The sequence below is a fragment of the Belnapia sp. genome (genome assembly GCF_059504005.1).
In genome coordinates, this window is sequence record NZ_JCACHU010000083.1 from 38,554 (window position 1) to 65,407 (window position 26,854).

The window sequence follows — 26,854 nt, forward strand, 5'->3', positions numbered from 1 at the left end:
ACTGCGGAAAGCTTTCTCCGATACCTGTGTCCCATGACGACAGGGGCAAGGGTTCTGGACACGACCGACCCACTGCCGGCGACATCCTCGGATGTCGCCGACTTCGCTTCTGCGGCGTTGCTGGCGCTTTCTCCCGGCGTCGCGTTGCTCGTCCTGCCGCGGGGGCTGCCGGACATCGATACGGGGAGCCTCTCCCTCGCCTCGGCCCACGGGCCGATCCAGCCGCCCATGTCCTGGCAATCGGTGCCGGGCACGGAGCCGGCGCTCTCCCTTCTGCTGCTGCGCACGCAACCCGGCCTCGCCATCGGCGAGCCGCTGGAGGCCGCCGACGATGCAGGCAGGCGGCTGCGCCTGCGGCCGGAGCCGGCCGTGCTGGCGGATGTCTTCGGCGGGCTGCAGCCGGCCGCGATCCTGCGAGTCGTCGGGTTCCTCGCCGCGCGCGGGCGGCGCCTGCTGCGGGGGGCCGAGGATGCGGCCTTCGCCGCCTCCTGCCATGCCTTGGCCGGCCTGGCCCAGGCCCCGGAGCGAAGCGCCAGGCCGGTTGCCCTCTGCGGTGCCGACGCGCTGCTCTGGTCCCTTCCCCGCAGCCTGGCGGCGGAGCCGGCCACCTCCTTCGTCCTCGGGCAGCACCGCCTGCGGCAGGTGAGCCATGCGGGCGGGGCGCTGATCCTTGCCAACCGCGGATTCGAGGGCGGGTTCCTGCTGCCCGCCGGCGCGGCGGGGCCGGTCCATTTGGCGCCGGCGCCCGGCCGGCTGCCGACGCTCGCCGAGCTGGCGCGGCGGCAGGATCCGGCTGGGCGCAGCCTCTACCGGCTGGCCACGACCGAGCTGGCTCGGCGCGCCGTGACCGAGGAGGACCAGCGGCAACTGCTGCGGGACCACCAGCTGCTGCTGCCGGCGCAGCCCGCGGCGCAGATGAGCCAGCCGGAGGAGCCCTTCGGCGGCGCGCTGGACCTCGTGGTCGACGATCATGGCGGCGGGCTGTTCCTCCGTGGCTGGCTGCGGGACCCGCTCGGCCTCGTCGACCGGCTGACGTTGCAGGGGCGGTTCGGCGAGCAGCGCCTGCTGCCGGAGCAGATGCTGCGCTTCCCGCGGCCGGACCTCGGCAAGCGCTTCGGCGAGGCGGCGCATGGCGGGCCGGAGCTGAAGGCCGGCTTCGTCGCCCATCTGCCGCGGGCGGCCCTGCGGCCCTCGGCGCAATGGCGGCTGCAGGTGCGGCTCAGCACGGGCGACGAGGTGGCGCTGGTGGCGCCGCCTGCCATCACCACGCCGCTGCTCGCGCGCGACCGGGTGCTGGGCGGCATCGCGCCCTCGCATGTGACGCCGGAGATCATGGCCCGCTGCCTCGCGCCGCCGGTGGAGCGGCTGCACCGACGGGTGATGGCGGCGCGGCAGGTACCGGAGGTGGTCCGTATCGGGCGGCCCGTGGCGGCGCCGGTGGCGAGCCTAGTGATCCCGATCTACCGCAACGTCTTCTTCCTGCGGCACCAGCTGGCGGCCTTCGCGCGGGATCCAAGCCTCGACGAGGCCGAGCTGATCTTCGTGCTCGACAGCCCGGAGCAGCGGGAGGATCTGGAGCACAACCTGCGCGGCCGTCATGGCATCGGCGGCCGGTCGGTGACGCTCGTCGTGCAGCCGGCCAACTACGGCTATGGCAGCGCCTGCAACGCGGGCGCCGCGGAGGCGCGGGCGCCGGTGCTGCTGCTGATGAACTCCGATGTCGTGCCAGCGCGGCGCGGCTGGCTGCGGCCGCTGCTCGGCATGCTGGAGGCGGCGCCGGGGATCGCCGCGGTGGGCCCCAAGCTGCTCTACGGCAACCAGTCGCTGCAGCATGCCGGGCTCTACTTCGAGCAGCTCGGCGGCGATGGCGACTGGTACAACAGCCACTACTTCAAGGGCCTGCCGCGGCACTTCCCGCCCGCGAACGCGGCGCGGGAGGTGCCGGGCATCACCGGCGCGGCCTTCTGCGTGCGGCGCGCGGCGTTCGAGGCGGTCGGCGGCGTCACCACGGACTACGTGGTCGGCGACTACGAGGATTCGGACCTCTGCCTGAAGCTGCGGGCCGCCGGGCACGGCATCGCCTATGTGCCGGAGGCGGAGCTCTACCATTTCGAGCGGCAGTCGATCACGCTGCATGGCGGCTACGCCAAGACCCTGGCGGCCGCCTATAACCGCGGCCTGCATCACCGCCGCTGGGCCGGCGACATCGCGGCGCTGATGGGGCGCGGCTGGCCTGCGGGCACCCTGCCCGGCCGCGGCGGGGCGGGGTGAGGGCCATGCGCGTGCTCTTCCTCTGCCACAACCACCCGACGCTCCAGGCGGGGGGGACCGAGGTCTTCGCCCGCAACCTGTTCCGCGAGCTGCGCGACCGGCATGGGGTGGAGGGGCTGTTCCTCGCCGCCGTCACCGGCGCCCACCGCGAGCCGCTGCCGGGCACGCTGATGCAGGCGGTCGGCCAGGCCACGGACGAGATGCTGCTCTGGCTGAACAGCTTCGACCGCTTCTTCCTGTCGCAGCCGGACACCTACGGGCTGGCGACGCTCGCCCCGCTGGTCGAGGCGCTGGCGCCGGATGTGGTGCATGTCCACCACGCGCTGCAGCTCGGCACCGAGACCATCGACCTGCTGCGGCGGCTGGCGCCGCAGGCGCGCTTCGTCTTCACCGCGCACGACTTCTTCCCGATCTGCCCGCAGGAGGGGCAGCTGCTCACCACGGACGGGCGGCTCTGCGCCGGGCCGACGCTCGACGGGTGCCTGCGCTGCTTCCCCGACCGGGGGGCGACAGACATCGTCATGCGGCAGCTTGAGCTGCGCGACGTCTTCGCGGATTTCGACCACATCCTGGTGCCGAGCGAATTCGCCCGCGGGCGCTATGCGGCGTCCGGCTGGCCGATGGAGCGCTTCCGCGTCATGCCGAACGGCGTGCCGGAGCTGCCGGCGGCGCCCTTCCGCGCCGCGCCGGACGGGCGGCGGGACCGCTTCAGCTTTTTCGGCCATGTCAACCGCTTCAAGGGCAGCCTGATGCTGCTGCGCGCCTCGCAGCGGCTGAGCGAGGCGGGCGTCGCGCATCGCGTCGCGCTGAATGGCGGGGCGGCCTACCAGTCCGACGCCTTCATGGCGGAGTTCAACACCGCCCTCGCCGAGGCGCCGGCGGCCGATTACCGCGGCGCCTATGCCGCCGACGCGCTGGCGGGGCTGATGGCGCAGGTGGACTGGGTCGTGATCCCGTCCATCTGGTGGGAGAACGCGCCGCTCGTGGTGCAGGAGGCCTTCCGCCACCGCCGCCCGGTGATCTGCAGCGGACATGGCGGCATGGCGGAGATGGTGCGCGACGGCGTCGACGGGCTGCATGCGCCGGTGAAGGACCCGGCGGGGCTCGCCGAGGTGATGCGCCGCGCGGTCGAGACCGAAGGGTTGTGGGAGCGGCTGGTCGCGGGCATCGCCCCGCCGGTGACGCTGGCCGAGGCGGCGCGCCGGCACCTTGAGTTGTATAAAGCTGCGTTGGCGCCCGCGCCCGGTTAGAATGCCGCCCGGTCCGGGGCGCCTGCCGCCCCGGGATGTCATCTGGTCGAGCGCATGGCCCGGCCTGGGCCTGCTCAAGGAAAGTCTTCGCCGATGCCGATGGATGCCACGCTGGCCGAGGAAGCTCCGCCGGCCGACGGGATGGCCGCCCCCTCCGATCTGCGCGGGCTGATCGACAATGCGACGGCGGACCGCCTGTACGGCTGGGTCTGGGATGCGGCGCATCCCGAGGACCGGGTGACGGTCGAGCTGCGCCTGGCGGGCGAGGTAGTGGCCACCGGCGTTGCCGGCAACCAGCGGCCGGACCTGGCCAGGCACGGCATCGGCGATGGCGCCCATGCCTTCGAATTCGCCCTGCAGCGCCAGTGGTTCCGCCAGCTGCGCGATCTCACCGTCGTCGCCCATGGCCGGGACGGCGCCACCATGCAGGTGCCGGTCCATGCGCGCCGGCAGGAGGAGGCGCTGGTGCCGGCGACGGCCACAGCGCAGCTGCAGGTTGCCGCCGAGGCGCTGGTGGCCGAGCAGGCTGCCATCCGGCAGGAGATGGAGGCCATGCGCCGGCGCATGGCCGGCCTGCCGGACGGCGCGGCGCTCGAGGCCGTCGCCCAGGCCGGCCAGGAAATGCAGCGCCGGGTGGACACGATGGAGCTCTGGCTCACCCGGCTGGACGACAAGCTGGCGCAGCTCGTGGCGCCGCCGGAGGCAGGGGCGAAGGGCGGGGTCGATGTCTGGCAGGTGGTGCTGATCGCCCTGCTGGTCGGCCTCGGTTGCGGCGTGCTGGCCTTCATCTTCGCCCGCTACGGGATCTAGGCCCTTGGCCCGCGCGACGGTCGAGAGCGGCCTCCAGACCACCCTGTCGGAGGCGATGGGCTCGGTCAGGCTGGTCGTCCGGCGGCTGGCCGCCTTCCTGGTGATGCTGGGGCTCTTCGCCGCGGGCCTGGGCTTCGCCATGGTCGAGGCCGCGGCGACGCTGCTGGTCTCCGTGCCGCAAACGCGGAGCGCGGGGACGGTCGCCACCATCCTCTGCCTCTGGGCGCTGCTGCTGGTGGCCGCCGCCGCGCTGAGCCTGCAGCAGTGGGCGGGGCTGAGGCGGCTCGGGCGGTTCATCGCCGGACGGCTGGGCGTGGCGACGGCGCTGGCCCTGGCCCAACGGGCCGGGCGGCCGGAGGCGCTCGGCAGCGCGGCGCTCGAGGACCTGGCGGCGGTGCGGCGGGGCGTCGCCGGGCTGGCGGCGCGGGCGCTGGTGCAGATCCTGGCCCTGCCCCTGCTGATCATCCTGGCCTTTGCGGCGCATTGGTCCTTTGCCGTGCTAGCCATCCTGTTCTACGGCGCGGCCGGCCTGCTGAGCCATGCCCTGGTCGGCGCGCTGCGGCGGGAGATGGAGCTGGTGCGGGCCGGCGCGGCGCAGGCGCGGGGCCTCGCCGCCGACGCGATGCGCGCGGGCGAGGCGATCCTCGCCATGGGGATGCTGCCGCGGCTGGCGGGGAGCCTGCTGGCGACCGAGGCGGTGGCGGCGGGCGAGGCCTTCCTGGCGCGGCAGCGGGCGAGGCGGCTGCGGCTGGCGCTGGATGCGCTGCTCGGCCTGTTCGGCGGCGCCTTCCTGTTCCTCATGGCCGCCCTGGTCCTCGGCGGGATGACCGGGCGCGGCGTCGGGATGGGGTTCTTCTTCCTCACCTTCGGCCTCGTCGGGCCCTTCGCGGCCTTTGCGGGCGGCAGCCGGGAGGCGGCGGAGGCGATGGCGGCCTGGCAGCGGCTGCGGCGGATGCTCGCTGAGACGCCGAGCTTCAACCGCGGCACGGCCTTCCCCTGCCCGCAGGCACGGCTGGTGGCGGAGCATATGAGCTTCACCTTCCGCGGCCTGCAACCGATCCTGCTGCGCAACATCGACCTGGCGCCCGAGCCGGGCGAGGCGGTGGCGATCGTCGGGCCGTCCGGCTGCGGCAAGTCGACGCTGCTGCGGGTGCTGGTCGGGATGTTCCCGCCCTCCGCGGGCGGCGTCTATCTCGACGGGCATGCGGTACACCAGTGGGACCGCGAGGCGCTGGCCGGGCATCTCGGCTTCCTGCCGCAGCAGCCGCTGCTCGGGCGGGGGGCGGTGGCGGAGGTCATCGCCCGGCTCGGCACGCCGGACATGCCGCAGGTGCTGGAGGCGGCGCGGCGTGCGGGCGTGCATGAGGCGGTCGCCGCCCTGCCGCTCGGCTATGCGACGCCGGTGGACGGGGCCTGGCCGCTCTCGATGGGGCAGCAGCACCAGCTGGCGCTGGCCCGGGCGCTCTATGGCCGGCCGCGGGTGCTGGTGCTGGACGAGCTGGCCGCCGGGCTGGATGCCGCGGGCGAGGCGGAGGTGATCCTCCTGCTCGCCGAGCTGCGGCGCGAGGGGGTGGCGGTGGTCTTCACTACGCATCGGCCGGCGCTGGTCGGCGCGGCGGACCGGGTGCTGGCGCTGCGCAACGGCTCGCTGGTGCCAGCGGGAGCGCAGGACGGGCCACAGCGGATCGGCGGGGCGACGCAGGCGCCGATGCTGCCGGGCCGGAAGGCGGCGGCGGCATGAGCGCGAGCCTGTCCCACCGGCACGGCTGGCTCAGGGCCATGGGGTTCGGGCCGGGGGGCGCGCTGGCGATCCTGCTGCTGAGCCTGGGCGGCGTGCTCGGGGTGTTCGACCTGGTGCTCAGCATCGCGCACATCACCGATGGCGTGCTGGAGAGCAAGAACGGCCATACCGTGCTGGCGCTGCTGCTGGTCTTCGCGCTGGCGACGCTGCTCTCGGCCTATTACCGCCACCGGCGCGAGGCGCTGCTGCAGGCGATGGCGGAGCGGCTCGGCCTCGCGCTGCGGGCGGAGGCGCTGCAGGCGGCGATCCGGCGGGCGGCGCGGCGCGGCATGGTGGCGGGGCTCGGCGTGCTGCAGGACGTCGCGGCGGCGCAGCGCCTCGTCGCGGGCGATGCGGTGGCGGGGCTGCTCGACCTGGCGGGCGCGGCGGCGGCGCTGGCGCTCCTCTTCCACCTGCATCCGGGCTTCGGCTGGATCCTCGCCGCGGGGCTGACGGCGACGGCGGCGCTCGCCCTGGTGCTGCGGCGGGCGGCGGGCCCGGTCGCGGCCAAGGCGGAGGCGGAGCTGGGCGCCGCGGCGCATGAGCTGGCCGGGCAGCTCGTGCATGCCGACCTGGTGCGCGGTCTCGGGCAGATGCCGGCGCTGCTGGCGCGCTGGCAGCATCGCTACGAGGCGGCGCTCGGCCTCGCCGATAGGGCGGAGGCGCGCGCGGATGCGCTCCGCGAGCTGCAGGCGCTGGTTGCGGCGCTAACCGCGATGGCGCTGGCCGGCTTCGGCATCCTCCGCATCGTCGATGGGCAGGGGTCGATCGGGCTGGTGCTCGGCGCCGTGCTGCTCGGGCAGTTCGCGCTGCGGCCGCTGGCCGGGATGGTGCAGCATTTCGAGGCCTGGCGGGCCGGGATGCGCGCCTGGGGGCGGCTGCGCGAGGCGCTGGCGGAGGAGGCGGCGGTCGTCGCCCGGTTGCCGGCCGCCGGGGCGCCGGCGGGGCTGGTGGCCGAGGGGCTCGGCTTCCATCCGGCGGAGCGGGAGCGGCCGGTCCTCGCCGGGCTCGGCTTCGCCCTGGCGCCGGGGGAGGTGCTGCTGGTCGAGGGCGGCAACGGCGCGGGCAAGACGACGCTGCTGCGCCTCCTCCTCGGGCTGGTGCCGCCCGATGCGGGGCGGGTGCTGCTCGACGGGCAGGACACCTGGTTCTGCGACCGCGGCCAGCTTGGGGCGCGGATTGGCTACCTGCCGCAGGATATCCAGCTGCTCGAGGCCGACATCTTCACCAATATCGGCCGCGGGCCGGGAGCGCCGGCGGAGCTGGTGGTGGCGGCCGCGCGGATGGCGGGCGCGCATGAGATGATCGGGCGGCAGCCCCTGGGCTACCAGACGCCGGCCGGGAACAGCGCCGGGCTTTCGGCTGGGCAGCGGCGGCTGGTCGGGCTGGCCCGCGCGCTCTACGGCATGCCGCGGCTGCTGGTGCTGGACGAGCCGGAGATCGGCCTCGACGGCGCGGCGCGGCGGGGGATGCGGGCGGCGGTGGGCCAGGCGAGCGCCGCCGGCGCCGTCGTGATCCTGGTGACGCATGAGGCGGCGACCTGGGCGGACCTCGCCGGGCACCGGCTGCGGCTGGAGGCCGGCGGCGGGTTCGAATGGCTGGCCGGCGGCCCCGGCGCGACGGGAATGGAGCAGCATCGTGCAGCAGCTGGTTAAGCATGGCGAGGCCGCGGCGCTGCCGCCCGCCCTCCCCCAGGAGTCGTTGCAGAAGCAGCTGGAGCGGGCGGTGCAGAGCCCGCCGGTCGACCGGCTGGTGCGGCGCTCGCTGCTGACGCTCGCCATCACCCTGCTGCCCATCGCGGGCTGGGCGACGATGACGGTTGCCGAGCGGGCGGTGCTGGCCGGCGGGCAGCTCGTGCCCGAGGGGCGGCGGAAGACCGTCAACCTGCTGGAGCCCGGCATCCTGCGCCGGCTGCTGGTGCAGGAGGGGACAGTGGTGCAGGCCGGGCAGCCGTTGCTGCAGCTCGACGTGACGCAGGCGGAGGCGATCGCGGGCCAGGCCCGTGCCGCCTATTGGAGCGGGCGGGCGCGCATCGCCCGGCTGCGGACGGAGCAGGCGGAGCAGCGGCAGCTGGCCTTCCCGGTCGACCTGGAGACGGAGGCCGCGGCGAATTCGGCGATCCAGGTCTTCCTCCGCGCCGAGCAGGCGCTGTTCGCGGCGCGCTGGGCGAATTTCGACGGGCAGATGGGCGTGCAGGAGCGCGCCATCACCCAGCTGCAGGAGCAGGTGGCCGGCGCCCAGGCGCAGCGCGACGGGGCGGGGCGGCAGCTGCTGGCGGTGCGGGAGCAGATCGCGGGCTACAACCGGCTGCTGACGCAGGGCTACGCCTCGCGCTTCACCGTGCTGAACCTGCAGCAGCAGGAGGCGGGATTCGTTGCCACCATCGGCCAGGCCAATGCGCAGGAGGCGCAGCTGCGCGAGGGCATCATCCAGGCGCAGCGGCAGCTGGAGGGGCTGCGGCTGACGCGGCTCTCCGACATCGCCAACGACTTGCAGACCACCGAGGCGACGACGGCCTCGGCGCTGCAGCAGCTGCGCGCGGCGCAGGACGTGCTGAACCGGCGCGAGGTGCTGTCGCCCGAGGCCGGCAAGGTGACGAACATCCAGGCCTTCACCCCGGGAGCTACGATCCAGACCGGGCAGCCGATCCTCGACCTGGTGCCGCTGAACGACCGGCTGGTGGTCGAAGGGCGCGTGCTGCCGACGGATATCGAGCAGGTCTCGATCGGGCAGCGGGCGAACATCCGGCTGAGCAGCTATCGCGCACGCAACGTGCCGATGCTGGAGGGGCAGGTGATCGTCGTCGGCGCCGATGTGCAGGTGCCGCCGAACAACGGCGGCGAACCCTATTTCCTCGTCCGCGTCGAGTTCGATCCCGGGCAGTTGGATTCGGTGCCGGACCTGGCGCCGGTCGCGGGCATGCCGGCGGAGCTCTACATCCTCGGCGAGAGGCGGACGCCCTTCGCCTACCTCTGGACCCCGCTGAGCGCCGCGGCGCGGCGTGCCTTGCGCGACTAGCTCAAGGGTTCCAAGGGCTCTTCGGCCCTTGGCGGGTGGAGCTCGAGGAGGGCAGCGCCCTCCTCACCGCCGCTGCGAGGCCTGGGCGATGTAGTTGTCGAAGGACAGTTCCGCGACGCGGAACCAGGCCCGCATGTCGTCGCGCGACTTCGACCAGGCGGCATGGATCCTGGCATATTCCTGGCTCTTCTGGGCCAGCTCCTGCTCCAGCGCCAGGGCCTCGCGGTAGCAGGCATCCATCACCTCGCGTGGGAAGCCGCGGAGCTGGGTGCCGCCGGCCAGCAGGCGGCGCAGCGCCTCCGGGTTGCGGGTGTCGTAGCGGGCGACCATCCAATGCGTCGCCTCCGAGCAGGCGGTGCGGATGGCGGCCTGGTAGCTCTTCGGCAGCGCGTTCCACTGATCGAGATTGGCGACGAAGGTGGTGTTGGCCGCGCCCTCCCACCAGGCGGGGTAGTAGTAGAAGGGCGCCACCTTGTTGAAGCCGAGCTTCTCGTCGTCATAGGGGCCGAGCCACTCGACGGCGTCGATGGTGCCGCGCTCGAGCGCCGGGTAGATGTCGCCGCCGGCGAGTTGCTGCGGCACGCCGCCGACGCGCTGGAGGACGGTGCCGCCGAGGCCGGCGATGCGCATCTTGAGGCCGCGCAAGTCCTCGACCGTCTTTACCTCCTTGCGGAACCAGCCGCCCATCTGCGCGCCGGTCGTGCCCAGCGGAAGGGCATAGGTGTTGTACTGGCGGAAGAGCTCGTTCAGCAGGTCGATGCCGCCGCCCTCGTACATCCAGGCATTCTGCTGCCGGGTATTGAGGCCGAAAGGCACGCCGGTGGCGAAGGCGAAGGCCGGGTTCTTGCCGACATAGAAGGAGGCGGTGGTGTGGCAGCACTCCACCGTGCCGGCCTGGACGGCGTCCAGCGCCTGCAGGGCGGGCACGACCTCGCCAGGGCCGAAGACGCGGATCTGGAAGCGGTCCTCGGTCAGCTCAGCGACGGTGCGGGAGAAGACCTGGGCGGCGCCATGGATGGCATCGAGCGAGGTCGGGTAGCTGCTGGTCAGGCGCCAGCGCAGCGTGGGCGTGGTCTGCGCCAGGGCGGGCGTCGCCAGGGTGGCGGCGAGCGCGGTCTGGCCGAGGATGGCTCTGCGGTTCATCTCTGGGTTCCCTCCGGATGCTTTCGGAGGCGGGAAGAACCATGGATGGGCCCGGCGGGGAAGTCCCCGGCTGGCGGTATCCGCAGGGGCGTATAAGCTTCGGCAAAACGACCGGGGGATCGTCGCCATGCAGGACGAGGTGCGGGTCTATTGGATGACCGGCTGCACGAGCTGCCTGCGCACCAAGGAGTTCCTGGCGCGGCACCGGGTGCCCTTCGCCTCGCGCAACGTGCTTGCCGACGAGGCGGCCTACGCCGAGCTGGAGCGCTTCGGGCTGCGGCAGGTGCCGATCGTGACGCGCGGCGAGGCCTGGGCCAACGGGCAGGTGCTGCGGGACGTGGCCGAGCTGGTCGGCATCGATCTCGGAGCGCCGCAGATCCTGCCGGTGGCAGATCTCAGGCGGCGGCAGGAGGCGATCCTCGCCGGGGCCCGACGCTTTGCGGCGCAGCTGCCGGAGGCGAGCCTCGGCACGCTGCTGCCGGACCGGCCGCGCTCCCATGCCGACCTCGTCTACCACATCGTCAACATCGTCGATGCCTTCCTCGAGCATGAGGCAGGCATCCCGCTCCGCTACGAGGCCTATTTCCGCCTGCCGCCCAAGGCGGAGAAGGCCGCGCTGCTGGCCTATGCGGCGGATGTCGAGGCGCGGCTCGCCGCCTGGTTCGCCGGGCCGGGGCGCGGGCGGGATTGGACCGAGGCGGCGCAGGTCTATTACGGGCGGCAGTCGCTGCACGAGTTCTTCGAGCGCACGGTCTGGCACAGCGGGCAGCACACGCGGCAGCTCATGTGGGTGCTGGAGCGGATGGGGATCGAGCCCGAGGGCAGGCTGGGGCCGGAGGTCTTCGCCGGCCTGCCGATGCCGGAGGAGGTGTGGGGATGAAGCTCGGGCTCTCGATCGGCTATTCGAATGCGCGGCTGGACGTGCCGGTCGCGCTCATCCAGCGGGCGGAGGCGCTGGGCTACGACTCCGTCTGGACGGCGGAGGCCTATGGCTCGGATGCGGTCTCGCCGCTCGCCTATCTCGCGGCGGTGACGAAGCGCATCAAGCTCGGCACCGGCGTGATGCAGCTCGCGGCAAGGACGCCGGCGAATGCGGCGATGTGCGCCGGCACGGTCGACAGCCTCGCGGGCGGTGGGCGCTTCATCGCCGGGCTCGGGGTGAGCGGGCCGCAGATCGTCGAGGGCTGGTACGGGCAGCCTTGGGGCAAGCCCTATTACCGGGTGAAGGATTATGTCGCCATCATGCGGAAGATCTGGGCGCGCGAGGCGCCCGTCGCGCATGACGGGCCGGAGATCGCCCTGCCCTATACCGGGCCCGGCGCGCTCGGCATCGGCAAGCCGCTGAAGTCGATCCTGCACATGAACCCCTCCATCCCCGTCTATCTGGGCACGGAGACGGATGCGATGGTGCGGCTGACCGGCGAGATCGCCGATGGCTGGCTGGCGCTCGGCTTCGTCCCTGGCACGCTGCCGCATTTCATGCCGTTGCTGGAGGAGGGCTTCCGGCGGGCGGAGAAGGCGGCAGGCCGGCCGAAGACGCGGGCGGATTTCACCATCCATGCGAGCGTGCATGTCGAGGTCACCGATGACGTCCGGGCCGGCCTCGCCAGGCTGAAGCCGGAGGTCGCACTCTATGTCGGCGGCATGGGGCACAAGGACAAGAATTTCCACCGCGACATGATGGAGCGGCGCGGCTTCGGCGAGGCCGCCGCGCGCATCCAGGAGCTCTACCTGGCCGGGCGGAAGGAGGAGGCGATCACCGCCGTGCCGGATGACTGGGTGGACATGAAGTCACTGGTCGGGCCGCCGGCGCGGATCAGGGAGAGGTTCAAGGCCTGGGCGGAGAGCGGGGCGAATGCGCTCAGCGTGCGCTCGCGCCAGCCGGCAGCGATCGAGGTCATGGCGGAGGCGGCGGGGCTGGCCCCGGCGGGAGGCATGGCATGAGCGAGGCAGTGCTGTTCGAGGTGGTGGAGCCGCACATCGCGCTCGTCACCATCAACCGGCCGGAGGCGCGGAATGCGGTGAATGCCGCGGTCGCCGCCGGGCTGGAGGCGGCGGTCGACCGGGCGGAGGCGGACCCCGACATCTGGGCCGTCGTGCTGACCGGGGCGGGGCCGCATGCCTTCTGCGCCGGCGCCGACCTGAAGGAGGTCTCGGCCGGGCGCAGCGCGGCGCTGGCGACGGAGCGGCATGGCTTTGCCGGCTTCGTGCGGGCGCCGCGGACCAAGCTCTGGATCGCGGCGGCGCAGGGGCATGCGCTGGCAGGCGGGCTGGAGCTGCTATTGGCCTGCGACATGGCCATCGCTGCGGAAACCGCCACCTTCGGCCTGCCGGAGGTGAAGCGGAGCCTGGTCGCGGCGGCGGGCGGCGTGTTCCGCCTGCCGCGGGCGCTGCCCAAGGCCGTCGCGCTCGAGATGATCGCAACCGGCGAGCCGATTGCGGCCTCGCTCGCCCTGCAGCATGGGCTGGTGAATGCGGTGGTGCCGGCGGCGGAGGTGCGGGAGGCGGCGCTCGGCCTCGCCCGGCGCGTCACCGCCAATGCGCCGGTTGCGGTGCGGGAGAGCCTCGCCATCGCGCGGCAGGCCCTCGTCCTGGACGACGAGGCGCTCTGGCAGATGAGCCGCGAGGCCAGCGCCCGCATCAAGGAAACCGAGGATTTCCAGGAAGGCCCGCGGGCCTTCGTGGAGAAGAGGCCGCCGCGCTGGGTCGGGAGATAGCGCCCGACGCGGAGGGGTTTTGGGGAGGAGAGAAAGAATGAAGCGTAGAACGCTTCTCGCCGGGATGACGCTCGCCGCGCCGGCACTGGCGCAGGGCGAGCGCTGGCCGAGCCGGGAGATCAGCCTCGTCACCGGCTTCGGGCCGGGCGGGGGCACGGATGTGGTGGCCCGCGCCATCGCCGCGCATATGGAGAAGACGCTCGGCGTCGCCATCCCGGTGCGGAACACGCCGGGCGCGGGCGGGACGCTAGGGCCCGGGCGGATCGCGCAGGCGCGGCCGGATGGCTATACCTTCGGCCTCGTCGGCCTGTCGGCGCTGGTGGTGGCGCCGCTGACGATGGACCTGCCCTACAAGCCCTGGGAGAGCTTCGACTTCCTCGGCTGCACCTCGGAGCTGCGGATCGGGGTTCCGGTCGGCCCGTCCATGCCGAACGTCCGGACGCTCGCGGATTTCATCGCGGAGGGGAAGCGGCGGCCGATCACAGTGGCCAGCACCAATCCCGGCTCCGCGGTCAGCTTCTTCGACCTGGCGCGGCTGGCGGGCATCCAGATCAGCTACGTGCCCTTCGGCAGCATCACCGAGGCGGCGAGCCAGGTGGCGGGCGGGCATGTCGACACCTATTCCGGCACCTCGGAGATGATCGGGCTGGTGCGCGGCGGGCAGCTCCGGATGCTGGCGAGTGCGAGCGTCGACCGCTGGCCGGACTTCCCTGAAGTGCCGACGCTGATCGAGCAGGGCTACGAGACGGCGACGCGGCAGCTCATCATCTGGGCCGGGCCGGCGGGGCTGCCGGCGCCGATCCGCGAGCGGCTGGAGGCGGCGCTGATGGCGGCGGCGCGGGACCCGGAGGTGCAGGCGCGCCAGGCGGCGGGCGGCATCGCCAGCCGGGTGATTGAGGGCGCGCGGACGCTCGCCGCGATCCGCGAGGTGCAGCCGGGGGTCGAGGCGGCGCTCATCGCCTCCGGCATGAGCCGCAAACGCAGTTGATCAGGCCGCGCGCGGGTTGCGCTGCCAGATCGCGTAGTTCAGCGCGCCGGCGAAGGTGACCCAGGCGAGGTAGGGCACCATCAGCCAGGTCGCCGTCGCGCTGACCGGGGCGAAGAGCAGGATGCAGCCGAGGATGGAGAGCCAGAGCAGCACCAGCTCGGCAAAGGCGAGGTCCGGGCGCTTCATCCCGAAGAAGACGCCGGACCAACCGGCATTCAGCACGAGCTGCACGGCATAGAGAAGGAGCGCCGGGCCGAAGCCGACCTCCTTCCAGACCAGCCAGCCGGCGATGGCGATCAGGATGTAGAGCAGCGTCCAGGCCGGGGCGAAGAGCCAATTGGGCGGGTTCCAGCTTGGCTTCGACAGGTTCTCGTACCAGTCGTCCGGGCGGAAGACGGCGCCGGAGCAGGCGACGAGGAAGCAGGCCGCGAAGAAGCCGAGCAGGGCGAGGGTGTTGGGGGTCATGCGGCCAGCTTAGCGCAAACGGGGCGGAACGGTTGCTCCCTCCCCTCGCCCCGGCCATGCTTCCGCGAATTGGGAAGGAGGCGGGCATGGGCGAGGCGCCGGAGTTCGAGGCTGCGCGGCTGGATGGCTTCCTGCGCGGGGCGATCCCCGGCCTCGCGGGGGAGATGGCGGTCGAGCGCATCTCGGGCGGGCAGTCCAACCCGACCTTCTTCGTCACCTATGCCAATCGCCGCCTGGTACTGCGGAAGAAGCCGCCGGGGGAGGTGCTGCCCTCGGCCCATGCCGTCGACCGGGAGGCGCGGGTGCTGCGGGCGTTGGCCGGGAGCGGGGTGCCGGTGCCGCCGGTCGTGCTGTTCCATGACGGGGCGGAGGTGGTGGGAACGCCCTTCTATGTCATGGAGCGGGTCGAGGGCCGGGTCTTCGGCACCTGCGACCTGCCGGGGGCTTCGGCCATGGAGCGGCGGGCGATGTATCTCTCCTTCGCCGAGACGCTGGCGCGGCTGCATGATGCCGACTGGCGGAAGGTGGGGCTGGAGGGGTTCGGGCGGCCGGGGAGTTACTTCGAGCGGCAGGTCGGGCGCTGGACCAGGCAGTGGGAGGGGCAGCGCTTCCGCGACATCCCGGAGCTGGCCGAGCTGGCCGGCTGGGTCGCGGCGCATATTCCGCCCGATGACGGCGAGGCGAGCATCGTCCATGGCGACTACCGGCCGGGCAATGTGATGTTCGCCCCCGACGGGCCGCAGGTGGTGGCGGTGCTGGATTGGGAGCTCTCGACCATCGGGCATCCGCTGGCGGACCTCGCCTTCAGCACCATCCCCTGGCGGAGCACGCCGGAGGAGTATGGCGGGATGCGAGGGCTCGACCTCGCCGGGCTCGGGATTCCGGCCGAGGAGGAGTATGTCGCGCATTACTATGCCTGCCGCCGAACGCCGGCGCCGCGGCTCGAGCCCTTCCACCGCGCCTTCGCCATGTTCCGCTTCGCCGTGATCTTCGAGGGGATCGCGGTGCGCGCGCGGACGGGCACGGCGGCCTCGGCGGATGCAGCGAAGGTCGGGGAGCTGTCGGTGGCCTTCGCGCGGCGGGGCCTCGAATGCATCGAGGGGTAGCGGCACCAGCAGGTGCCGCTATGTCGGCAATTGACAACCCGCCGATGTAGCTCGATCCGCCGCCGCCCGGCTTTGCCCGAAGCGGCCGGGCGGCGGGCGCCTCACATGCCGCCGATGTAGTTCGGTCCGCCGCCGCCCTCCGGCGTACGCCAGTCGATGTTCTGCGTCGGGTCCTTGATGTCGCAGGTTTTGCAGTGGACGCAGTTCTGCGCGTTGATGACGAGGCGTGCCCCGCCATCGCCTGCCTCGACATCGCCGCCGGGGCCGGTGGCCTCGGGGTCCGGCGTGCCCTTCAGCTCGCGCTCGGCATCGGGGCCGACGGCCTCGTAGACGGCGGCCGGGCAGTAGCGGCTCTCCGGGCTGCGGAACTGGTCCCAGTTCACGCCCTTCCAGCGGCCCGGGTCGCGGAGCTGGAGGTGGGCGGGCTGGTTCTCCTCATGGTTGGTGTTGGAGAGGAAGACCGAGGAGAGGCGGTCGAAGGTCAGCACGCCGTCCGGCTTCGGGTACTCGATGCGCTTCGCCTGGGAGGCGGGCTTCAGCGTCTCGTGGTCGGCATGGTGCGGCCAGGTCCAGGGCGCCTTGCCGCGGAAGACATAGGTGTCGAGCGCAGCGTTGGCGAGGCCGCCCCAGAAGCCGTACTTGGCGAAGCCGGGGCGGATGTTGCGGACGCCCTTCAGCTCCTCCCAGACCCAGCTCCGCTCGAGGGCGGCGGGGTAGGTGTCCAGCACGGGCGGGCGCTCCTCGCCGCCGATCGCCGCGGCGGCCGCCTCGGCGGCGAGCATGCCGGTCTTCATGCTGGTATGCGTGCCCTTGATCTTCGGCACGTTGAGGAAGCCGGCGCAGTCGCCGATCAGGGCGCCGCCGGGGAAGACCAGCTTCGGGATGGCCTGGAAGCCGCCCTCGTTCAGCGCGCGGGCGCCATAGGCGACGCGCTTGCCGCCCTCCAGCATCGCCCGGACCGTCGGATGGGTCTTGAAGCGCTGGAACTCGTCGAAGGGCGAGAGCCAGGGATTCGAGTAGTCGAGCCCGACGACGAAGCCGATCGAGACCAGGTTCTCGCCCAGCATGTAGAGCCAGGAGCCGCCATAGGTGTCCGAGGTCAGCGGCCAGCCCGTCGAGTGCCAGACGAGGCCGGGCTTGTGCTTCTCCTTCGGGATTTCCCAGAGCTCCTTGACCCCGAGCGCATAGGTCTGCGGCGCGACGCCCTGGCGCAGGTCGTAGCGCTCGACGAGTTGCTTGGTGAGCGAGCCGCGGCAGCCCTCGGCGAAGAGGGTGTAGCTGGCGCGCAGCTCCATCCCCGGCTCGTAGCCCGGGCCCTTGGTGCCGTCCTTCTGGATGCCCGCCACGCCGGCGACGACGCCCTTCACCTGCCCGTCCTCGATGATCGTCTCGGAAGCCGAGAAGCCAGGGTAGATCTCGACGCCGAGCGCCTCGGCCTTCGCGCCGAGCCAGCGGCAGACATTGCCGAGCGAGACGATGTAATTGCCGTGGTTGTTCATCTGCCGCGGCGTCGGCATCCTGATGGCGCGCGTCGCCGTCAGCAGCATGAAGCGGTCATCGGTCGCCGGCGTCGCCAGCGCCGGCGGGTCCTCGCGCCAGTCGGGCAGCAGCTCGTCGAGAGCCCGCGGCTCCAGCACGGCGCCGGAGAGGGTATGGGCGCCGATCTCGCTGCCCTTCTCGACCAGGCAGACCGTGGCATCGGGCGCGACCTGCTTGAGGCGGATCGCGGCGGCGAGGCCGGCGGGCCCGCCTCCCACGATCAGCACATCGAATTCCATCGCTTCGCGCTCTTCGGCCCCGGACATGCCTGGCTCCTCCTGGTTCGCCCCCGCATGTAGCGTCGCTTCGGGTTGCGCGGAACCCCGGGGGCAGGAATATAGGCCGTGAACGGGGGGCACGGATGGAGGCGGAGACACGGGACGCGCTGATCGCGGCGCTCCGGCTGCAGCTCGACTGGGGCGCCGACGAGGCGCTCGAGGCGGAGCCGCAGGACCACGCGGCACGGTCGCAGGCGCGGGCGGAGGCCATGCCGGAACGGGTGGAGGCGCCGCCGGCGCGGGCCCCGGCGCCCCTGCGGGCCCAGCCACAGCTGCTGCCGGCGAGCGCGGTCGGGACGCGGGCGCAGGAGCTGGCGGCCGGCGCCGGCAGCCTCGCCGCGCTGCGCGAGGCCATGGCGCAATTCGAGGACAGCCCGCTCCGCGAGACGGCCATGAACCTCGTCTTCGCCGATGGCGTGGCCGAGAGCGGGCTGATGCTCATCGGCGAGGCGCCCGGGGCGGATGAGGACCGGCTCGGGCGGCCCTTCGTCGGCGTCTCGGGCCAGCTGCTCGACCGGATGCTGGCCTCGGTCGGGCTCAGCCGGGAGCGGGACTTCTACATCACCAACATCCTGCCCTTCCGCCCGCCCGGCAACCGGACACCGACGGATGCCGAGATCGCGCTCTTCCTGCCCTTCATCCTGCGGCATGTCGAGCTGGCGCGGCCGCGGCATCTAGTGCTGCTCGGCGGGGTCGCCGCCAAGGCGCTGCTGCGCTCGAAGGAGGGGATAACCCGGCTCCGCGGACGTTGGCATCAAGTAACGGTTGGCGAGGGGCAAGCCTTGCCGGCGCTCGCCACGCTGCATCCTGCCTACTTGCTGCGAACGCCCTCGGCCAAGCGCGAGGCATGGAGCGATCTGCTGCTGCTGCGGCGGAGGATCGACGGCACCGATTAGATGCCAACGGGATTGTTATACATGCCCGGAGCCGCGGAATGGCGGGCATTTCACGCCGCGGTGGAAGCCGTCTCATGCTGACCCCGCAATTGAGGGGTTGCGCCTCGATGCTCGCGAACGCTAACGGAAACGGGCCATGCGCGCGATCAGACCCATGGCCCGCAGCCCCCTTCGCCCCCTGCTCCGCGGGGTCCTGCTGGGGGCGGCGCTGACGGCGGGGGCCACGGCCTCGGCCCAGGCGCAGAGGGTCACAGCCTCGACCGCCATTCCGGCCCCGCTCGGCCAGACTGCGATGATCCTGTCCCGCCCCGCCCCTGCCGGCGGGGTGGCCGGGCTGCCACAGGTGCTGGCCCCCTCCGAGGCCGCGCGGCTCCGGCGGATCTTCGAGGCACAGGCGGCGGGCGACCTGGCCGCGGCGGAGCGGGAGGCGGAGCGGCTCGCGGACCAACGGCTGCTCGGCCAGGTGCTCGCCGACCGCTGGCTGCGGCCGGCAGCGCGGCCGAGCCCGGCGGCGCTGCAATCCTGGCTGGCGCACTATCCCGACCATCCGGATGCGCTGCGCATCCACCAGCGCCTCGCCGGGCTGCTGCCGCGGGGGACGGCGCTGCCGGCCCCGCCGGACGCGGCGGAGGCGCTCTCGCCCGACCAGTCGCTGGCGCCGGAGGAGCGAGACGGCGCGGCCGTCACCCGCAACCCGGCGCTCGACCGGGCCGTGCGGGACCGGGCGCGGGAGGGGAATGCGGCGGCGGCGCTCGGCCTGATCGCGCGGACGCGCGGCCTGTCGCCGGCCTATGCGGCGCTGCTGCGGGCCGACCTCGCCATCGGCCTGTTCCGCGCCGGGCGGGACGAGGAGGCCTTCCGCATCGCCTCCGAGACGCTGCGCCAGTCCCCGGGCCGGGGCGAGAACGGCGTCGCCGCCTTCGCCGCCGGCCTCGCGGCCTGGGGGATGGAGCGCTACGATCTGGCGCTGCCCTATTTCGAGCGGGCGGCGCGGAGCGAGGCGGCGGCGCCGGCGCTTCGCTCGGCAGCCGCCTTCTGGACCGGCAGGGCGGCGGTGCGGGCGCGGCAGCCGCAGCTCTACGTCCCCTGGATGACGCAGGCGGCGCAGGAGCCGCGGACCTTCTATGGCCAGGTGGCGCGGCGGGCGCTCGGCCTGCCGAACAAATTCGCCTGGGAAGGCGAGCTGGCCGGCGAGGCGGAGACGGCGGCGCTGGCCGAGACGGCCGGCGGCTGGCGCGCGCTCGCCCTCCTGCAGATCGGCCAGGGGGAGCGGGCGGAGGCGGAGCTGCGGCAGCTCTGGGGCCAGGCGCGGAACAACCCGGCCCTGGTGCGGGCCATGCTCGCCGTCGCCTCGGCGGCGGGGATGAACGGGCTCGCCTCGCAGCTCGCGGCGGCGAGCCAGGGGGCAGATGGGCGGCCGCGCGACTTCGCCCGCTTCCCGCTGCCGCGCCTGCAGCCGCAGGGCGGGTTCCGGGTCGATCCCTCGCTGCTCTATGCGCTGGCCTTGCAGGAGAGCCGCTTCGATGCCGCGGCCGTCTCGCCCGCCGGGGCGCGGGGGCTGATGCAGCTGATGCCGGCGACGGCGAGCTACGTGGCGGGGGACCCGTCGCTCTCGGCGGAGAACCGCAACCGGCTGCATGATCCCGGCTTCTCGCTCGAGCTCGGGCAGCGCTACGTGCACTACCTGGCGCGGCAGGAGGGGGTGGAGGGCAACCTCATCCGGCTGCTGGCGGCCTATAATGCCGGGCCGGGCAACCTGCAGAAGTGGCTGCCGGCGAGCGGACACCGTGACGACCCGTTCCTCTTCATCGAGGCCATCCCGATCGACGAGACCCGGGCCTTCGTCCAACGCGTCATGGCCTATTCCTGGATCTATGCCAGCCGGCTTGGCCTGCCGGCGCCGAGCCTCGACCAGTTGGCGGCCGGCAGCGCCCCGCGATTCGCCGGGCCGGAGGAGGTGACGGCCATGCTGCGCCGGCGCCCGGCTGCGCTACGGTAGCGCCCGACGAGATACGGAGCGCCAGCCATGCCGATCGACGAGAGCCTGCCCTTCATCCCGGTAAACATCGCCGTCCTCACCGTCTCCGACACGCGGGACCTCGCCTCCGACCGCTCGGGCCAGACCCTGCAGGAACGGATCGAGGGGGCGGGGCACCGCTGCGTCGCCCGCGAGATCGTCCGCGACGAGGCGGATGCGATCGAGGCGGTGCTGCGGCGCTGGATCGCCGACCCCAGCATCGATTGCGGCATCACCACGGGCGGGACCGGCATCACCGGCCGCGACGTGACGCCGGAGGCCTTCAAGCGGGTGCTCGAGAAGGAGATCGAGGGCTTCGGCGAGCTGTTCCGCATGCTCAGCTACCGCAAGATCGGCACCAGCACGATGCAGAGCCGGGCGCTCGGCGGCGTGGCGGGGGGGACCTATCTCTTCGCCCTGCCCGGCTCGACTGGGGCCTGCAAGGATGCCTGGGACGACATTCTCCTGTTCCAGCTCGATGCCCGGCACCGGCCCTGCAACCTGGTGGAGCTGATGCCGCGGCTGAAGGAGCATATGCGGGCGGCCTAGCGCCTCGCCCCACCCGCTCGTGCGCTGTGCGCACGAACGGGTGGGATATGCGGGCCACCAGACGTCCTCCCTTGCTTTCGCAGCTGCGAAGGTGCATGTAGGTCGTACCGGCGGCGCTATGCTCCGGTGGTGCCCGGCCGCGTGAGCGGCCACCCTGTCCGGTTTCAGTCCGCGCGCGGCCTTCCAGGCTGGCTTTGCTGGGCGAAGCGGGACCCGGTCGAACTGCCGGCGCACAGGAAGCCATCTTCCGGATCGACCCAGCCACGCGGGGTCTCCACCTGAAACCCCGCGGCGACCCGTGACCGGGTCCGCGTCAGGCGCCGCGTGTCTGGGATAACTCATTTCGTGACAAGCTTCACCGAACTCGGCCTCGCCACGCCGCTCCTGCGCGCGCTCGACGAGGCCGGCTATACGACGCCGACGCCGATCCAGGCGCAGGCGATTCCGCTCGTGCTCGAGGGGCGCGACATCCTCGGCATCGCCCAGACCGGCACGGGCAAGACGGCGGCCTTCGCGCTGCCGATCCTGAACCAGCTCATCGCCAAGGGCGGCCGGCCGCCGCGCGGCGGCAGCCGCGTGCTGGTGCTCTCGCCGACGCGCGAGCTCGCCACCCAGATCGCCGACAGCTTCAAGAGCTATGGCGCGCATCTCGGCTTCAGCGTGACGACCGTCTTCGGCGGCGTGCCGCATGGCGGGCAGCGCCGGGCGCTGGCAACGGGCATCGACGTGCTAGTGGCCACACCTGGCCGGCTGCTCGACCACATGGCGGCCGGCACGGCGCGGCTCGACCGCGTCGAGGTGCTGGTGCTCGATGAGGCGGATCAGATGCTGGACAAGGGCTTCCTGCCCGCCATCCGCAAGCTGATCCCGGCCCTGCCCAAGGCGCGGCAGACCCTGTTCTTCTCCGCTACCATGCCGACCGAGATCGGCCGGCTGGCGGGCGACCTGCTGCGCGACCCGGCACGGGTCGAGGTGGCGCCGGTCGCCACCACGGCGGAGCGCGTGGCGCAGCGCGTCCTGCATGTCGAGACGGCGCGGAAGCGCCTGCTGCTGGCACGGCTGCTGAAGGGCGAGGGTGTCGGCCGCACGCTGGTCTTTGCCCGCACCAAGCACGGCGCCGACCGCGTGGTGAAGCAGCTGGCGCAGGACGGGCTCTCGGCCAATGCCATCCACGGCAACAAGAGCCAGGGCCAGCGCGAGCGGGCCCTGCAGGAGTTCCGCGAGGGCTCGGCGCCGATCCTGGTGGCGACGGATATCGCGGCACGCGGCATCGACGTCGATAACGTGACGCACGTGGTGCAGTACGACCTGCCGGACGTGCCGGAGAGCTACGTGCACCGCATCGGGCGGACGGCCCGGGCCGGCGCCTCGGGCGAGGCGGTGGCGCTCGTCGCGGCGGAGGAGCTGGACAAGCTCTGGGCCGTCGAGAAGCTGATCCGCACGCCGATCCCGGCCGAGGATCATCGGCAGGACCAGTCGAGCCCGGTGACGCGGCCGGTGCAGGCGGGGCGTCCGGCCGCGCGGCCGCAGAACCACCGGGGCGGCCAGGGGCGCGGGCGCGGCGGTGCGCCGCGGCCACAGGGCCAGCCGGGCGGGCAGCAGCAGCGGCCGGCGGGCAACGGCACCGCCAACCAGACGCGGCGACGGGCAATGCCGGCCACCATCGGCGAGCAGACCCGAAGCGACCGGCGCTGGCGGGATGGCGATTTCCGCGAAGGCGGCGGTGCGAAGCCGGGCAGCCGGACCCAGACCTGGCGCGTCGGCGGGGATGACTGACGCAGGCTCCGAGCGCCCAGGCGCACGGAACTCGCCCCGACTTGTCGTGCCGCTGGGCAAGCCCCGATCGGATGGCTCCATCTGACCGGGGCTTGCCCTAGTCTTCCTCGGCCGCATCCTCCGGCGCGAGGCGGCTCGGCAGCAGCTCGCCGCGCCGCTCCAGCAGCGGATGGGCGACGGCGGCGAGGTGGCCGCCGACGCGGCGCAGGTCCCGCACCGCGTCCAGCAACAGGCCGGCGGCGCCGCCACCTTCCGTGGCCGTGAGGGCGCCGGCCTCGGCCATGCGCCGGGCGGCGTCGCGCTCGGCGGCGCGCAGGCCCTCCTTGCCGCGGACCAGGCGGCGGGCGGCCTCGGCATCCTCCATCATGAAAACGGCGATCGCCAGGCGGAGCTGCTCCAGCAGCGCCGTGTGCAGCGACTCGATCTCCCGCGCCGGCCCGGGGCCGAGGGCGAGGCCGCGGCGCAGGCGCTTGGCCGCATGCCGCACCAGGTCCCGTTCCACCACATCGGCGGCGTGCTCGAGGGCAATGGCGAAGGCCTGGATCTCGCCGAGGCGGCGGCTTTCCTCGTCGCCGAGCGTCTCGCGCGGGATGCGGGCGAGGTAGGAATGCACCGCGCGGTGCAGCCGGTCGACCACGTCGTCCATGCGGATGATGGCGCGGGCGACCTCGCGGTCCTGGCCGCGGAAGGCGGCGGCGGAGCCGCGCAGCATCGCCTCCAACTGGTCGGCGATGCGCAGCACCTCCCGCGCCGCATTGGCCAGCGCGACGGAGGGGGTGGTGAGCGCGGCCTCGTCCAGGTAGCGCGGGGCGCCGGCATCGGCGCTGGCGTCCCGCTCCGGCAGCCACCGGCGCAGCAGCGCGGCGAGCGCCGGCACCAGCGGCAGGGCGAGCAGCCCGGTCGCCAGGTTGAAGGCGAGATGCGCATTCGCGACCAGCCGCGCCGGCGCCGGGTCGATCGCCTGGAGCCAGGCGGTGGCCTCCGGCAGGAGCAGCAGGCCGATGGCGCAGCCGATCAGCCGGTTCAGCAGGTTGCCGGCGGGGACGCGGAGGCGGGCCCGGTCCTCGCGGTCGCCGCCCGCTTCCAGCAGCGGGTTCAGCGCGCTGCCGAGATTGGCGCCGAGCACCATCGCCAGCGCCGCCGCCGGGCCGACCGCCCCGCTGCCGGCGAGGCCCGCGACGAAGAGCAGGCCGGCAATGCTCGAATGCGCCGCCCAGGCTATGGCGGCGGCGAGCAGCAGGTTGGGCAGGGGCTGGTCGGCGACGGCGGTGAGCAGGGCGCGAAGCGTCGGCGAGGCCTCGACCGGCGCCATGCTGCCGACCAGCTCGTGCAGCGCCAGCAGCATCAGCCCGAGGCCGATCGCCACCCGGCCGAGATCGCGCGTCCGCGCCCGGCTGCCGCGGCGGAAGGCGAGCACGCCGACCAGGACCAGCGCCGGGTAGGCGGCGGTGGCGTCGAAGGAGAGGAGCTGGACGATCAGCGCGGTGCCGAGATTGGCGCCGAGCATGGCCGCGAGCGCCGGGGCCAGCGCCACCGCACCCGAGGCGGCGAAGGAGCCGACCATCAGGGCGGTCGCCGTGCTGCTCTGCAGCGCCGCCGTCACCCCGAGCCCGGCGAGGAAGGCGCGGCCCAGCCCGCCGAGGGCGATGCCGAGCGCCTGGCGCAACCGGCTGCCGAAGGCGCGTTGCACGCCGCTCTGCACCATGTGCAGGCCCCAGAGCAGCAAGGCCGCCTCGCCCGCCAATTCCAGCAGCAGCCTTGCCTCGCCCATGCCGATGCGCCTTTCAGGAGGCGAGGTCGGCCGCGTGGATGAAGCGCACGCCGGCCGCAGCCAGCCTCGCCTTCGCTGCGGCCATGGTGTCCCCACCCTCGGGCAGGGGCAAGCCGATGCCGCGGCAGGCCTCCTCGATGACGCAGACGTGGTATCCGAGGCGAGCGGCGTCCTCGGCGGAGAAGGCGACGCAGTAATCCGTCGCCAGCCCGGCCAGGAAAAGGCGCCGGATGCCGCGGGCGCGTAGCCATCCGTCGAGGCCGGTGGCGGTGGTGCGGTCGTTCTCGAAGAAGGCGGAGTAGCTGTCGATGGCAGGGCGGAAGCCTTTGCGGACGATCAGCTCGATGCGGCGCTGGTCGAGGCCGGGGTGCAGCGCAGCCTCGGCGCTGCCCTGGATGGCGTGGTCGGGCCAGAGGGTCTGCCGGCCATAGGGCATGGTGATGCTGTCGCAGGGCGTTCGGCCGGGATGGCTGGAGGCAAAGGAGGAATGGCCGGGCGGGTGCCAGTCCTGGGTGGCGAAGGCGTGGTCGAAGGGGCCGGCGAGCAGGCGGTTGATGACCGGGACGACCTCATCGCCCCCGGCCACGGCGAGGGCGCCGCCCGGCATGAAGGCCGGCTGCACGTCGATGAGGCCGAGCATGTCGGTTTCGGTGGGCCGGATCGGCGTCATGATGGTTGTTCCTCCGAGGGCGGCTGCCTATGCTATCACCGTGATAGCAAGTTGGGTGGTACCATGCCACAGGTCCTGGTGCGCAGCCTGGAAGAGGAGACCATCGCGCGGCTGAAGGCCATGGCCGCCGCGCATGGGCGGAGCCTGGAGGCGGAGATGCGGGAGATCCTGCGCCGGGCGGCGCGGCCGACCAAGGAGGAACTGCTGGCCGAGGCCGATGCCATTCGCGCCCGTACCCGTCCGCTGCAGCCGGGCGAGCCGACCGTGGCCGAGATGATCCGCGAGGACCGCGACAACCGGTGACGATCATCGCCGACGCCTCGGTGATGCTGGCGATTTACCTTGAGGAGGCTGCGTCACCGGCGGCGAAGGCGGCGCTCGCCGGGCAGCCGGTGGTCGCGCCGCAGATGATCCTGGCGGAGATCGCCAACGGGCTCTGGCGGGCACACCGGACGCAGCGCCTCGGCGGGGCCGATGCGCGGCGCATCCTCGCCCGCGTGCCGAACTACTTCGATCGTCTGGTACCGACCGAGGATTTGGCGGCGGCGGCCCTCGACCTCGCCCTCCGCCGCGACCACCCGGCCTATGACTGCTTCTACGTCGCGCTCGCCATGCAGGAGGGCGCCCCGCTCGCCACCGCGGACCGGCGGCTGGCGGAGCGCTTTGCCGACGACGCGGCGATCCACCTGCTCCCCGGCTAATTCGGCAGGATCACGCCCTTGCCGGAAGTCTGGGCGTCGAAGAGCTTATAGGCCTCCTCTGCCTGGTCGAGCCGCCAGCGATGGGTGAAGAGCTTGTCGACCTCGATGCCGCGATCGGCGATGTAGCGGGCGCAGTCCGCCTGGCCGACGGTGGAAAAGGTCCAGGAGCCGATCAGCGTCACCTGCCGGCGGAGCATGTCCGGGCTGACATCCAACGTCACCTCGCCCCCCTCCCCAACATAGCAGGCCTTGCCCCAGGTGCGGATGCAGCGCACCGCCTGGGCCCGCGCCTGGGGCGAGGAGGAGGCGTCGAGCGAGAGATGGGCGCCGAGGCCATGCGTCGCCTCGCGAATGGCGCCGACCACGTCATTGGTCTCGACCGGGTTGATCAGCAGGTCGGCGCCGAACTCGCGGGCCCGGGCCAGGCGCTCCGGGCTGGTGTCGAGGGCGATGACGCGGGCGCCCATGGCCGAGGCGAGCTGCGTCGCGGACAGGCCGACCGGGCCCTGGCCGAAGACCGCGATCGTATGGTCGCCCTGCAGGCCGAGCCGTTGCAGCGCGCCCCAGGCCGTGCCGGTGCCGCAGGAGATGGCGGCGCCGGTCTCGAAGGACAGCTCCTCCGGCAGCGTTACCACCGTCCGCGCCGGGCAGACCATGTAATTGGCGTGCGCCCCGTGGCCGGTCGCGCCATAGACCTGGTCGACGCCGTCGTCGCAGAGCTGCATCCAGCCGGTCGAGCATTGCGGGCAGACGCCGCAGCCGACGTAGTGGTGCTGCATCACCCGCTGGCCGATGCGCGCCTGCTTCGGCGAGACGTTCTTGCCGACCGCGACCACCACGCCGCAGGGCTCATGCCCGCGGATGATCGGGCCGGAGAGGCCCTTGGTGAAGCCGAGCGAGGCGGAAGCACCGCCGGCAGGCGCTCGGTAGAATTTCAGGTCGCTGCCGCACATGCCGGAGGCCTTGATCTCCAGCACCACCTCGTCCGGCCCGGGCGTCGGGTCGGGGAAGTCCTGCAGGGCCAGCTGCCGGTCGCCAAGGAAGACCACACCCTTCATGCCGAACACCCTCCCAAGACGGGCTCTGCGGCCCGGGCCTGCATCATGCGG

At 72.9% G+C, this 26,854-nt stretch carries 23 protein-coding genes; 17 read left to right on the forward strand and 6 right to left on the reverse strand.

The features are described 5' to 3' along the window. Positions 1–33: 33 nt before the first annotated feature. The 6 genes from AC5JJ1_RS12230 (at position 34) to AC5JJ1_RS12255 (ending at position 9,129) form a co-directional block, all read left to right on the forward strand. Positions 34–2,271 carry a glycosyltransferase gene (locus AC5JJ1_RS12230; RefSeq protein WP_495785401.1) on the forward strand — a complete coding sequence of 746 codons (2,238 nt, stop codon included), beginning with the start codon at positions 34–36 and terminating at the stop codon, positions 2,269–2,271. 5 nt (positions 2,272–2,276) lie between these two features. Beyond that, positions 2,277–3,521, forward strand: a complete 1,245-nt coding sequence (locus AC5JJ1_RS12235) for a glycosyltransferase family 4 protein (RefSeq protein ID WP_495785402.1) — start codon at positions 2,277–2,279, stop codon at positions 3,519–3,521. Positions 3,522–3,614: 93 nt separating this feature from the next. After that, a complete protein-coding gene (locus AC5JJ1_RS12240) occupies positions 3,615–4,331 on the forward strand; it encodes a hypothetical protein (protein ID WP_495785403.1) in 717 nt (238 codons plus the stop codon). Between the two features lie 4 nt (positions 4,332–4,335). Further along, a complete protein-coding gene (locus AC5JJ1_RS12245; protein ID WP_495785404.1) occupies positions 4,336–6,072 on the forward strand; it encodes an ATP-binding cassette domain-containing protein in 1,737 nt (578 codons plus the stop codon). After that, positions 6,069–7,766 (forward strand): ATP-binding cassette domain-containing protein, encoded by a 1,698-nt coding sequence (locus tag AC5JJ1_RS12250; RefSeq protein WP_495785405.1) that lies wholly within the window; start codon positions 6,069–6,071, stop codon positions 7,764–7,766. The genes AC5JJ1_RS12245 and AC5JJ1_RS12250 overlap by 4 nt, the downstream gene beginning before the upstream one ends. Next, the gene (locus AC5JJ1_RS12255) at positions 7,750–9,129 is read left to right on the forward strand and encodes an HlyD family type I secretion periplasmic adaptor subunit (protein ID WP_495785406.1); all 1,380 of its coding nucleotides are present in this window, start codon (positions 7,750–7,752) and stop codon (positions 9,127–9,129) included. Before AC5JJ1_RS12250 ends, AC5JJ1_RS12255 begins: the two co-directional genes overlap by 17 nt. A gap of 63 nt (positions 9,130–9,192) precedes the next feature. On the opposite strand, the gene AC5JJ1_RS12260 is transcribed toward AC5JJ1_RS12255, so the two are convergent. Next, the gene (locus tag AC5JJ1_RS12260; protein ID WP_495785407.1) at positions 9,193–10,272 is read right to left on the reverse strand and encodes a TRAP transporter substrate-binding protein; all 1,080 of its coding nucleotides are present in this window, start codon (positions 10,270–10,272) and stop codon (positions 9,193–9,195) included. Positions 10,273–10,399: 127 nt separating this feature from the next. On the opposite strand from AC5JJ1_RS12260, the gene AC5JJ1_RS12265 reads away from it, so the two are divergent. The 4 genes from AC5JJ1_RS12265 to AC5JJ1_RS12280 are packed head-to-tail and all read left to right on the forward strand — an operon-like array spanning position 10,400 to position 13,977. Then, on the forward strand, positions 10,400–11,152 hold the full coding sequence (locus tag AC5JJ1_RS12265; protein WP_495785408.1) for a glutaredoxin domain-containing protein: 753 nt from the start codon (positions 10,400–10,402) through the stop codon (positions 11,150–11,152). Beyond that, positions 11,149–12,216 (forward strand): LLM class F420-dependent oxidoreductase, encoded by a 1,068-nt coding sequence (locus tag AC5JJ1_RS12270; protein ID WP_495785409.1) that lies wholly within the window; start codon positions 11,149–11,151, stop codon positions 12,214–12,216. The genes AC5JJ1_RS12265 and AC5JJ1_RS12270 overlap by 4 nt, the downstream gene beginning before the upstream one ends. After that, on the forward strand, positions 12,213–12,989 hold the full coding sequence (locus AC5JJ1_RS12275; RefSeq protein ID WP_495785410.1) for an enoyl-CoA hydratase-related protein: 777 nt from the start codon (positions 12,213–12,215) through the stop codon (positions 12,987–12,989). The genes AC5JJ1_RS12270 and AC5JJ1_RS12275 overlap by 4 nt, the downstream gene beginning before the upstream one ends. A gap of 37 nt (positions 12,990–13,026) precedes the next feature. Next, entirely contained in the window at positions 13,027–13,977 is a 951-nt protein-coding gene (locus AC5JJ1_RS12280) for a Bug family tripartite tricarboxylate transporter substrate binding protein (protein WP_495785411.1), read from the forward strand. Here the strand turns inward: AC5JJ1_RS12280 and AC5JJ1_RS12285 are convergent, their stop codons facing one another. Beyond that, entirely contained in the window at positions 13,978–14,442 is a 465-nt protein-coding gene (locus AC5JJ1_RS12285) for a TspO/MBR family protein (RefSeq protein ID WP_495785412.1), read from the reverse strand. 86 nt (positions 14,443–14,528) lie between these two features. Between AC5JJ1_RS12285 and AC5JJ1_RS12290 the strand changes: the two genes are divergently transcribed. Then, entirely contained in the window at positions 14,529–15,548 is a 1,020-nt protein-coding gene (locus tag AC5JJ1_RS12290; protein ID WP_495785413.1) for a phosphotransferase family protein, read from the forward strand. A gap of 101 nt (positions 15,549–15,649) precedes the next feature. Here the strand turns inward: AC5JJ1_RS12290 and AC5JJ1_RS12295 are convergent, their stop codons facing one another. After that, positions 15,650–17,353 carry an electron transfer flavoprotein-ubiquinone oxidoreductase gene (locus AC5JJ1_RS12295; protein ID WP_495785414.1) on the reverse strand — a complete coding sequence of 568 codons (1,704 nt, stop codon included), beginning with the start codon at positions 17,351–17,353 and terminating at the stop codon, positions 15,650–15,652. Positions 17,354–17,448: 95 nt separating this feature from the next. Here AC5JJ1_RS12295 and AC5JJ1_RS12300 point away from each other — a divergent pair, with 95 nt between their 5' ends. The 4 genes from AC5JJ1_RS12300 to AC5JJ1_RS12315 all read left to right on the forward strand — a co-directional run bounded on the left by AC5JJ1_RS12300 (position 17,449) and on the right by AC5JJ1_RS12315 (position 22,603). Further along, positions 17,449–18,261 carry a uracil-DNA glycosylase gene (locus AC5JJ1_RS12300; RefSeq protein WP_495785415.1) on the forward strand — a complete coding sequence of 271 codons (813 nt, stop codon included), beginning with the start codon at positions 17,449–17,451 and terminating at the stop codon, positions 18,259–18,261. A 136-nt stretch (positions 18,262–18,397) separates the two neighbouring features. Further along, positions 18,398–20,260 (forward strand): lytic transglycosylase domain-containing protein, encoded by a 1,863-nt coding sequence (locus AC5JJ1_RS12305; protein WP_495785416.1) that lies wholly within the window; start codon positions 18,398–18,400, stop codon positions 20,258–20,260. A gap of 27 nt (positions 20,261–20,287) precedes the next feature. Further along, the gene (moaB, locus tag AC5JJ1_RS12310) at positions 20,288–20,827 is read left to right on the forward strand and encodes a molybdenum cofactor biosynthesis protein B (RefSeq protein WP_495785417.1); all 540 of its coding nucleotides are present in this window, start codon (positions 20,288–20,290) and stop codon (positions 20,825–20,827) included. 345 nt (positions 20,828–21,172) lie between these two features. After that, positions 21,173–22,603: a DEAD/DEAH box helicase gene (locus tag AC5JJ1_RS12315; RefSeq protein WP_495785418.1), complete on the forward strand. Its 1,431-nt coding sequence runs from the start codon at positions 21,173–21,175 to the stop codon at positions 22,601–22,603. A 97-nt stretch (positions 22,604–22,700) separates the two neighbouring features. Here AC5JJ1_RS12315 and AC5JJ1_RS12320 read toward each other — a convergent pair whose 3' ends face one another. After that, a complete protein-coding gene (locus AC5JJ1_RS12320; RefSeq protein ID WP_495785419.1) occupies positions 22,701–24,374 on the reverse strand; it encodes a Na/Pi cotransporter family protein in 1,674 nt (557 codons plus the stop codon). 13 nt (positions 24,375–24,387) lie between these two features. Next, positions 24,388–25,044 carry a bifunctional nicotinamidase/pyrazinamidase gene (pncA, locus tag AC5JJ1_RS12325; protein WP_495785420.1) on the reverse strand — a complete coding sequence of 219 codons (657 nt, stop codon included), beginning with the start codon at positions 25,042–25,044 and terminating at the stop codon, positions 24,388–24,390. A gap of 63 nt (positions 25,045–25,107) precedes the next feature. Between pncA and AC5JJ1_RS12330 the strand changes: the two genes are divergently transcribed. Both AC5JJ1_RS12330 and AC5JJ1_RS12335 read left to right on the forward strand, forming a co-directional pair. Beyond that, entirely contained in the window at positions 25,108–25,347 is a 240-nt protein-coding gene (locus AC5JJ1_RS12330) for a FitA-like ribbon-helix-helix domain-containing protein (protein WP_495785421.1), read from the forward strand. Beyond that, positions 25,344–25,745: a type II toxin-antitoxin system VapC family toxin gene (locus AC5JJ1_RS12335; protein ID WP_495785422.1), complete on the forward strand. Its 402-nt coding sequence runs from the start codon at positions 25,344–25,346 to the stop codon at positions 25,743–25,745. The genes AC5JJ1_RS12330 and AC5JJ1_RS12335 overlap by 4 nt, the downstream gene beginning before the upstream one ends. On the opposite strand, the gene AC5JJ1_RS12340 is transcribed toward AC5JJ1_RS12335, so the two are convergent. Continuing rightward, the gene (locus tag AC5JJ1_RS12340) at positions 25,742–26,803 is read right to left on the reverse strand and encodes a zinc-dependent alcohol dehydrogenase family protein (protein WP_495785423.1); all 1,062 of its coding nucleotides are present in this window, start codon (positions 26,801–26,803) and stop codon (positions 25,742–25,744) included. The genes AC5JJ1_RS12335 and AC5JJ1_RS12340 overlap by 4 nt on opposite strands. Positions 26,804–26,854: the final 51 nt, after the last annotated feature.

What these genes read in the sequence shown, in the direction of transcription:
- AC5JJ1_RS12330 (WP_495785421.1), top strand. Translation starts at nt 25,108, where the DNA reads ATGCCACAGGTCCTGGTGCGCAGCCTGGAAGAGGAGACCATCGCGCGG.
- AC5JJ1_RS12230 (WP_495785401.1), top strand. Translation starts at nt 34, where the DNA reads ATGACGACAGGGGCAAGGGTTCTGGACACGACCGACCCACTGCCGGCG.
- AC5JJ1_RS12280 (WP_495785411.1), top strand. Translation starts at nt 13,027, where the DNA reads ATGAAGCGTAGAACGCTTCTCGCCGGGATGACGCTCGCCGCGCCGGCA.
- AC5JJ1_RS12285 (WP_495785412.1), bottom strand. Translation starts at nt 14,442, where the DNA reads ATGACCCCCAACACCCTCGCCCTGCTCGGCTTCTTCGCGGCCTGCTTC.
- AC5JJ1_RS12305 (WP_495785416.1), top strand. Translation starts at nt 18,398, where the DNA reads ATGCGCGCGATCAGACCCATGGCCCGCAGCCCCCTTCGCCCCCTGCTC.
- AC5JJ1_RS12340 (WP_495785423.1), bottom strand. Translation starts at nt 26,803, where the DNA reads ATGAAGGGTGTGGTCTTCCTTGGCGACCGGCAGCTGGCCCTGCAGGAC.
- AC5JJ1_RS12260 (WP_495785407.1), bottom strand. Translation starts at nt 10,272, where the DNA reads ATGAACCGCAGAGCCATCCTCGGCCAGACCGCGCTCGCCGCCACCCTG.
- AC5JJ1_RS12300 (WP_495785415.1), top strand. Translation starts at nt 17,449, where the DNA reads ATGGAGGCGGAGACACGGGACGCGCTGATCGCGGCGCTCCGGCTGCAG.
- AC5JJ1_RS12295 (WP_495785414.1), bottom strand. Translation starts at nt 17,353, where the DNA reads ATGTCCGGGGCCGAAGAGCGCGAAGCGATGGAATTCGATGTGCTGATC.
- AC5JJ1_RS12275 (WP_495785410.1), top strand. Translation starts at nt 12,213, where the DNA reads ATGAGCGAGGCAGTGCTGTTCGAGGTGGTGGAGCCGCACATCGCGCTC.
- AC5JJ1_RS12240 (WP_495785403.1), top strand. Translation starts at nt 3,615, where the DNA reads ATGCCGATGGATGCCACGCTGGCCGAGGAAGCTCCGCCGGCCGACGGG.
- pncA (WP_495785420.1), bottom strand. Translation starts at nt 25,044, where the DNA reads ATGACGCCGATCCGGCCCACCGAAACCGACATGCTCGGCCTCATCGAC.
- AC5JJ1_RS12320 (WP_495785419.1), bottom strand. Translation starts at nt 24,374, where the DNA reads ATGGGCGAGGCAAGGCTGCTGCTGGAATTGGCGGGCGAGGCGGCCTTG.
- AC5JJ1_RS12265 (WP_495785408.1), top strand. Translation starts at nt 10,400, where the DNA reads ATGCAGGACGAGGTGCGGGTCTATTGGATGACCGGCTGCACGAGCTGC.
- AC5JJ1_RS12235 (WP_495785402.1), top strand. Translation starts at nt 2,277, where the DNA reads ATGCGCGTGCTCTTCCTCTGCCACAACCACCCGACGCTCCAGGCGGGG.
- AC5JJ1_RS12250 (WP_495785405.1), top strand. Translation starts at nt 6,069, where the DNA reads ATGAGCGCGAGCCTGTCCCACCGGCACGGCTGGCTCAGGGCCATGGGG.
- AC5JJ1_RS12290 (WP_495785413.1), top strand. Translation starts at nt 14,529, where the DNA reads ATGGGCGAGGCGCCGGAGTTCGAGGCTGCGCGGCTGGATGGCTTCCTG.
- AC5JJ1_RS12270 (WP_495785409.1), top strand. Translation starts at nt 11,149, where the DNA reads ATGAAGCTCGGGCTCTCGATCGGCTATTCGAATGCGCGGCTGGACGTG.
- moaB (WP_495785417.1), top strand. Translation starts at nt 20,288, where the DNA reads ATGCCGATCGACGAGAGCCTGCCCTTCATCCCGGTAAACATCGCCGTC.